The organism is Shinella fusca (assembly GCF_014203155.1).
Lineage (GTDB): Bacteria > Pseudomonadota > Alphaproteobacteria > Rhizobiales > Rhizobiaceae > Shinella > Shinella fusca.
Window position 1 is genome coordinate 190,736 of sequence record NZ_JACHIK010000009.1, and the last position, 6,557, is coordinate 197,292.

Sequence of the window (6,557 nt, forward strand, 5' to 3'; positions counted from 1 at the left end):
GCCCGAAGCGGCAGGATGAGCCGTATTTTCGGCGCTGTTTCTTGGCGAAATCGCCAAATCAGCATAGAGCGGGTGACGAACGGTCGGGGAACGATGGAAAAAGCCGGCACAGCCAGTCGGGGTGAGGGGGCAGGCCGCCTGTTGCGGCCGGCGCTGCTCTCGGCCGTCCTGGCGCTGGCGCTCGTTTCCCATCCCCTTGCCGCCGGGCAGGACGAGGGCGATGTCGCGCTCGAAAAGACCGGCTCGCTGCCGCGGGCCGAACCCGACCCCGCCGCCGCGCTCGCCCTTCGCCGCGACAGCACGCGCCGCGAGCTTGAAGCCCTCTCCCAGTCCATCACCGTCTCCTCGGAAAAGACGAGACAGCTCGAAGCCGAGATCGCCGAACTGGAGAAGACGAAGCAGTCGCTGCGCGATGCGATCGTCAAGTCCGCCGCGCTCCGCAAGGAGATGGAGCAGAAGATCCTCGACGGCGAGAAGCGGCTGGAAGGCATGCGCGACCGCGAGGCGGCCGTGCGCGCCTCGCTGCACGAGCGCCGCGGCCTTCTTGCCGAAGTGCTCGCCGCCCTCCAGCGCATGGGCCGCAACCCGCCGCCGGCGCTGCTGGTGACGCCCGAGGACGCGCTGTCCTCCGTGCGCAGCGCCATCCTTCTCGGCGCCGTCGTGCCGGGCATCCGCAAGGAGACGGACGAGCTCGTCGCCGACCTCAAGGACCTGATGACGGTGAAGGCCGGGATCGACAGCGAGCGCGCCGAGCTTGCCTCGGCGATGCAGTCGCGCGTCGAGGAGGAGAAGCGCTCCGAACTGCTGATCGCCGGGAACGAGGCGCTGACGGAAAAGAACAGCCGCACGCTCGAAGCCGAACGGCGCCGGGCGGAGGAACTTGCCGGCCGCGCCACCAGCCTCGAAGGCCTGATCGGCAGCCTGGAGCAGGAGATCGGCTCGGTACGCGAGGCCGCCGCGATCGCCCGCGCGAAGGAAGCCGAACGGCAGAACCAGACGGACGCCGAACGCGAGAAGGCACGCGAGCTCGCGCGCCAGTCCGTGCCCGACAAAAACCGCATTGCTCCAGCATACGAATTCTCCGAACTGCAGGCAAAACTCGATTATCCCGCGGCAGGAGACGTCCTTCGCCAGTTCGGCGAGCCGGACGGCACCGGCCATGATTCGCAAGGCGTGACGCTCGCGACCAATCCCGGCGCGCTCGTCACGGCGCCTTCGGACGGATGGATCGTCTTTGCCGGCACATTCCGCAGTTACGGGCGCATGATCATCCTGAACGCGGGCGAGGGCTACCATCTCGTCCTTGCCGGCATGGACAGGGTGAACGTGCGGGAGGGTCAATTCGTCGTGGCCGGCGAGCCGCTTGCCGTGATGGGTGAAAAAAGGGTCGCGAGTGTCAACGCTTTGACGCTGGAAACGGACAAGCCGACACTTTACATTGAATTCCGAAAGAACGGAAAACCGGTTGATTCCCGGCCGTGGTGGTCCGCAAGAGATTCTGGAAAGGCACGCAATGATACGTAAGGCTTCACTTGTTATTGTCGGTGCACTCATGGGTGCCACGGCCATGACTGTCATCAATACCGTCACGCAGCCGGCCGAAGCCGCGGGCTCGTCGACCTATCGCGAGCTTTCCATCTTCGGCGACGTCTTCGAGCGCGTGCGCGCCCAGTACGTGACCCCACCGAACGAAGAGCAGCTCATCGAGAACGCCATCAACGGCATGCTCACCTCGCTCGACCCGCATTCCTCCTACATGAATGCCAAGGACGCCGAGGACATGCGCACCCAGACGCGCGGCGAATTCGGCGGCCTCGGCATCGAGGTGACGATGGAGGACGAGCTCGTCAAGGTCATCACCCCGATTGACGACACCCCGGCCGCCCGCGCCGGCGTTCTTGCCGGCGACTTCATCTCGAAGATCGACGGACAGGACGTGCGCGGCCTGAAGCTGGAAGACGCGGTCGAGAAGATGCGCGGCGCGGTCAACACGCCGATCAAGCTGACGCTGATCCGCAAGGGCGCCGACAAGCCGATCGAGCTGACCATCATGCGCGACATCATCGCCGTGAAGGCGGTCAAGTCCCGCGTCGAGGGCGATGTCGGGTATCTGCGCGTCATCTCCTTCACGGAGAAGACCTATGACGACCTGGAAGCCGCGATCGCCAAGATCAAGGAAGAGGTCCCGGCCGACAAGCTGAAGGGCTACGTGCTCGACCTCCGCCTCAACCCCGGCGGCCTGCTCGACCAGGCGATCAACGTCTCCGACGCCTTCCTCGAACGCGGCGAGGTCGTCTCGACCCGCGGCCGCAACGAGGACGAGACCCGCCGCTTCAACGCGACGCCGGGCGACGACGTCGACGGCAAGCCGGTGATCGTGCTGGTCAACGGCGGCTCGGCCTCGGCTTCGGAAATCGTCGCAGGCGCCCTGCAGGACCTTCGCCGTGCCACGGTCGTCGGCACGCGCTCCTTCGGCAAGGGCTCCGTCCAGACCATCATCCCGATGGGTGATGCGGGCGCGCTGCGCCTGACGACGGCGCTCTATTACACGCCGTCCGGCAAGTCGATCCAGGGCACCGGCATCACGCCGGACATCACCGTCGAGCAGCCGCTGCCGCCCGAGCTTCAGGGCAAGCTGGAAACCGCCGGCGAATCCAGCCTGCGCGGCCATATCCAGGGCCAGAGCGAGACGGATCAGGGCTCCGGCTCCTCCGCCTACGTTCCGCCGGAAGCCAAGGACGACGTGCAGCTCCAGTACGCGCTGGAACTGCTGCGCGGCCAGAAGACGGACCCGTCCTTCCCGGCCAATCCGGAAAAGGCCGAACTGAAGAAGTAAGCCGAAATCACGGGGCCTGCCCACAAGGCGGGCCCCGTTTTCCCATGCACCCTCCGGCCGGCGCGGACTGACCTTGGGCACAGACATTCACGCACCTCTCGGCCAGGACCGCAAGGCAAGGCCAGGACCGTCGGGACCCTCGCGGTTCTCCGCCGGCACCGTCGTGTTTTCCCTCGCTGCCGCCGGCCTTCTCGGCTTTTCCGCCTGGACCGCCCTGGCGCCGAGCGGCCTTGCCACGGCACCATTCGAGCTTCCGGCCGGCGAGACGGCCGCAAGTGACAAGGCCGACCTCAAGACCGCCGAGGCGAAGGACGGCGTGCGCCGCGCCAACGGCCTTTCCGGCGCGAATGTCCGCGAGACGCTGACCGACGACGGCAATGTGGTGCGCACCTATAGGCCGGGCGCCCGCGACGGCGACGGGCCTCTCGTCATCGAGGCGAGCCGTATCGGCCAGGACCCGCGCACCGCCGCCTTCCCGAACGAGGATCTGCTGGAAGAGACGCCCGAGGGCAAGATCCCGGTCATCGGCCTCGACGGCACGCGGCCGATTGACCAGTACGCCCGGCCGTGGTCCGGCGCGCGCGGCACGCGGGTCGCCATCGTCGTCGGCGGGCTCGGCCTCAGCCAGACGGGCACGCAGCGCGCCATCCGCGACCTGCCGGGCGAGGTGACGCTGGCCTTCGCCGCGAGCGGCAACAGCCTGCCGCGCTGGATGCAGGAGGCGCGCCGCAGCGGCCACGAGATCCTCTTGCAGATGCCGCTGGAGCCCTTCGACTACCCGCAGACCGATCCCGGCCCCTATACGCTGCGCACCGACGCCGGCACGGCGAAGAACCTTTCCGAGCTGCACCGGGCCATGGCGCAGATCACCAACTATACCGGCATCGTGAACTTCATGGGCGGCCGCTTCCTCTCCGACGCCGATGCGCTGGAGCCGGTGATGCGCGACGTTGCGAGCCGCGGCCTCCTCTTCCTCGACGACGGCAGCTCGGCACAGTCGCTTTCCGGCACCGTGGCCGGCGCCATCGAGGCGCCGCACGCCTTCGCCGATCTCCAGCTCGACGGCGAGCTTTCCCGTCCGGCCGTGCTGAAGAAGCTCGACGAGCTGGAGCGCATCGCACGGCGCAACGGCACGGCGATCGGCATCGCCTCCGCCTTCGACGAAAGTGTGGACGCGATCCGCGAATGGTGCGAGGAAGCAAGCGGCCGCGGCATCGAGATCGTCGGCGTCGCATCGCTCGCGGCCGTCCCCGTCAGGAAATAGGAACATTCGATGGGCAAGGAAAAGGACAAGGTGGTTCGGGCCGAGGACCTGCCCTACCGCCCCTGCGTCGGCATCATGGTGCTGAACGGGGACAACAAGGTCTGGGCCGGCCGGCGCATTCCTGTCGGCAATTCCGAATATGACGGCTCGCCGCAGCTCTGGCAGATGCCGCAGGGCGGCATCGACAAGGGCGAGGACCCGCTGGAAGCCGCCTATCGCGAGCTTTACGAGGAGACCGGCATGAAGAGCGTCACGCTCCTTGCCGATGCGGGACGCTGGATCGACTACGACCTGCCCGCCCACCTCATCGGCATCGGCCTCAAGGGAAAATATCGCGGCCAGACGCAGCGCTGGTTCGCCTTCCGCTTCGAAGGCCCGGAAAGCGAGATCGCCATCAACCCGCCCCCGGGCGGCCACGAGGCAGAATTCGACGCCTGGGAATGGAAGCCGATGCGCGACCTGCCCGAATTGATCGTCTCCTTCAAGCGCAAGGTCTACGAAGAGGTCGTCGCCGCCTTCGCCCACCTGGCACCGTGAAGGAACGGCCCGACCCCTCTGCCGTCATCCTCGGGCTTGACCCGAGGATCCAGACTCCACAACACCAGCGGTGTTCGCCGCCTCGGCTGAAACAAAAATCCCCGGCAAGGCCGGGGATTTCCGCATTGAAGGCTGCCGAAGCTTATTCGGCTTCGTTGGCCGGCGCGGCGTTGAGCTGGCCGTATTTTTCCTCGCCGAGCTTGCCGAGCAGGTCGAGCTGGGTTTCGAGGAAGTCGATATGGCCTTCCTCGTCCGCCAGCAGCTCCTCGAAGAGCTTCATGGTAACGTAGTCGCCGGCGTCGTGACAGATATCGCGCGACTTCTTGTAGGCCGTGCGCGCGTCGTATTCGCCGGCAAGGTCGGCTTCCAGCACTTCCTTGACGTTCTGGCCGATGCGCAGCGGCGCGACGGTCTGCAGGTTCGGATGGCCTTCGAGGAAGATGATGCGGGCGACGAGCTTGTCGGCGTGCTGCATCTCTTCGATGGACTCGGCGCGCTCCTTCTTGGCGAGAAGCGTGTAACCCCAGTCCTCGAGAAGGCGGTAGTGGAGCCAGTACTGGTTGACAGCACCCAGCTCGAGATAGAGCGCTTCGTTAAGCTGCTCGATGACCTTTTTGTCGCCTTTCAAGATCCGCTCTCCTGTTTTCTTCATGGAATTGTTTGAGGCGGGTCATGAAATCAAATATCTCGGCATCCGTCGAGTCACGGCGGGCGTGGTACTGCTCGGTGGTGCGGATGATGATGTCCACCACATTGGGGAAACAGCCGCAGCAGCGGCCCCGCTTCTGCATCGCGTGGTAGACCTTTGCGGGCACGATGAGCTGCCAACAGTCCTCGTCGAGGAGGCCGTTGATCGTGTCGACGATTTCCTTTTCGGTGATGAAGTTGCAACTGCAAACGAGCATTTCGACTTGCCTGTCATACGCAAAGCACTGAGTTTCCGAGATTAAGCAAAAGAAGACCTTCGGTGTCAAGAATGAACAGGTCAGCCCTGCTGACCGATCTTTTTAGAGCGGTTCTAATCTTGAATAAAAAGATCGTCTTTTCATGGTGTTACGGTCCTGCTTCCGCCGGATCATCCATGGGCAACTGCGTCAAACTGACCGATCACATTTTGTTGCATAACCCGCTTCCGCCACCCCGTCTTTTCGCAGAAGACATCACGGCCCGCCCGGCCTCCGTGCCGAATCGAGGCCCGCCATGCAAATTCATCCCTCGAAAAACCCTTGAAATCGTCTATATGACGGGCAAAGGAGAGCCCATGGCCCGCATTGACCAGAGCGAGGATTGGCGCAACCGCCATGCCCCGACCATCAGCACGTTCGAATCCCTGGCGCTGGAGGCCTATGGCCACCTGCCGGAGGAGTTCCGTGCGCTGACGGGCAACCTCATCATCGAGATCGCAGAATTCCCGAGCGACGACGTCTTCGAGGACATGGCGCTGGAAACGCCCTTCGACCTTCTGGGTCTCTTCGAGGGCCGCGGCATCAGCGAGCGCTTCACCGTGGAAACCGGCGAGATGCCCAACCGCATCACCCTCTACCGCCGCCCGATCCTCGACTACTGGGCGGAGAACGAGGAAACCCTCGGCGACATCGTCACCCACGTCCTCATCCACGAGATCGGCCACCACTTCGGCCTGTCCGACGACGACATGGAGCGCATCGAGGCGAGCGCGGAGATCGCGGCGGGCTGAGACTGGCGTAACCAAGCCAGGCCACCTATCCATCGTCATGGTCGGGCTTGACCCGACCATCCATCGCCATTGCGGCGACTGGATCCTCGGGTCAAGCAACCGTGGAGTCATTGAGAGAGGGCTGTTTGGGATCGGGCGATTGCATTGAGGATTGTCATGAGTTTTCGAATGGTTGCGACCATTGCGAGCTTGAATGGTTTTCCCCTGCCGCGCAGGCGCTGATA

7 protein-coding genes and 1 pseudogene are annotated in these 6,557 nt (G+C 64.7%); 5 read left to right on the forward strand and 3 right to left on the reverse strand.

What is annotated here, in order from left to right; translation table 11 throughout:
• Window positions 1-93: 93 nt before the first annotated feature.
• The 4 genes from HNQ66_RS14755 to HNQ66_RS14770 all read left to right on the forward strand — a co-directional run bounded on the left by HNQ66_RS14755 (window position 94) and on the right by HNQ66_RS14770 (window position 4,637).
• On the forward strand, window positions 94-1,524 hold the full coding sequence (locus HNQ66_RS14755) for a murein hydrolase activator EnvC family protein (protein WP_184144919.1): 1,431 nt from the start codon (window positions 94-96) through the stop codon (window positions 1,522-1,524).
• Window positions 1,514-2,836: a S41 family peptidase gene (locus HNQ66_RS14760; RefSeq protein ID WP_184144920.1), complete on the forward strand. Its 1,323-nt coding sequence runs from the start codon at window positions 1,514-1,516 to the stop codon at window positions 2,834-2,836. Before HNQ66_RS14755 ends, HNQ66_RS14760 begins: the two co-directional genes overlap by 11 nt.
• Before the next feature lie 73 nt (window positions 2,837-2,909).
• Window positions 2,910-4,100, forward strand: coding sequence for a divergent polysaccharide deacetylase family protein (locus HNQ66_RS14765; RefSeq protein WP_184144921.1), 1,191 nt, complete (start codon window positions 2,910-2,912; stop codon window positions 4,098-4,100).
• A 9-nt stretch (window positions 4,101-4,109) separates the two neighbouring features.
• Entirely contained in the window at window positions 4,110-4,637 is a 528-nt protein-coding gene (locus HNQ66_RS14770) for an RNA pyrophosphohydrolase (RefSeq protein ID WP_184144922.1), read from the forward strand.
• A 142-nt stretch (window positions 4,638-4,779) separates the two neighbouring features.
• Here the strand turns inward: HNQ66_RS14770 and bfr are convergent, their stop codons facing one another.
• Together bfr and HNQ66_RS14780 are read right to left on the reverse strand one after the other, a co-directional pair.
• Window positions 4,780-5,265 carry a bacterioferritin gene (gene bfr, locus HNQ66_RS14775; RefSeq protein ID WP_184144923.1) on the reverse strand — a complete coding sequence of 162 codons (486 nt, stop codon included), beginning with the start codon at window positions 5,263-5,265 and terminating at the stop codon, window positions 4,780-4,782.
• A complete protein-coding gene (locus HNQ66_RS14780) occupies window positions 5,231-5,542 on the reverse strand; it encodes a (2Fe-2S)-binding protein (protein ID WP_184144924.1) in 312 nt (103 codons plus the stop codon). The genes bfr and HNQ66_RS14780 overlap by 35 nt, the downstream gene beginning before the upstream one ends.
• A 356-nt stretch (window positions 5,543-5,898) precedes the next feature.
• On the opposite strand from HNQ66_RS14780, the gene HNQ66_RS14785 reads away from it, so the two are divergent.
• Entirely contained in the window at window positions 5,899-6,333 is a 435-nt protein-coding gene (locus HNQ66_RS14785; RefSeq protein ID WP_184144925.1) for a metallopeptidase family protein, read from the forward strand.
• A gap of 107 nt (window positions 6,334-6,440) precedes the next feature.
• Here HNQ66_RS14785 and HNQ66_RS14790 read toward each other — a convergent pair.
• Window positions 6,441-6,557: pseudogene (locus HNQ66_RS14790) on the reverse strand (IS110-like element ISAli16 family transposase); the annotation flags it as partial.

Coding starts and splice junctions, on each gene's coding strand:
- HNQ66_RS14785 (WP_184144925.1), top strand. CDS start 5,899: ATGGCCCGCATTGACCAGAGCGAGGATTGGCGCAACCGCCATGCCCCG.
- HNQ66_RS14760 (WP_184144920.1), top strand. CDS start 1,514: ATGATACGTAAGGCTTCACTTGTTATTGTCGGTGCACTCATGGGTGCC.
- HNQ66_RS14770 (WP_184144922.1), top strand. CDS start 4,110: ATGGGCAAGGAAAAGGACAAGGTGGTTCGGGCCGAGGACCTGCCCTAC.
- HNQ66_RS14780 (WP_184144924.1), bottom strand. CDS start 5,542: ATGCTCGTTTGCAGTTGCAACTTCATCACCGAAAAGGAAATCGTCGAC.
- HNQ66_RS14755 (WP_184144919.1), top strand. CDS start 94: ATGGAAAAAGCCGGCACAGCCAGTCGGGGTGAGGGGGCAGGCCGCCTG.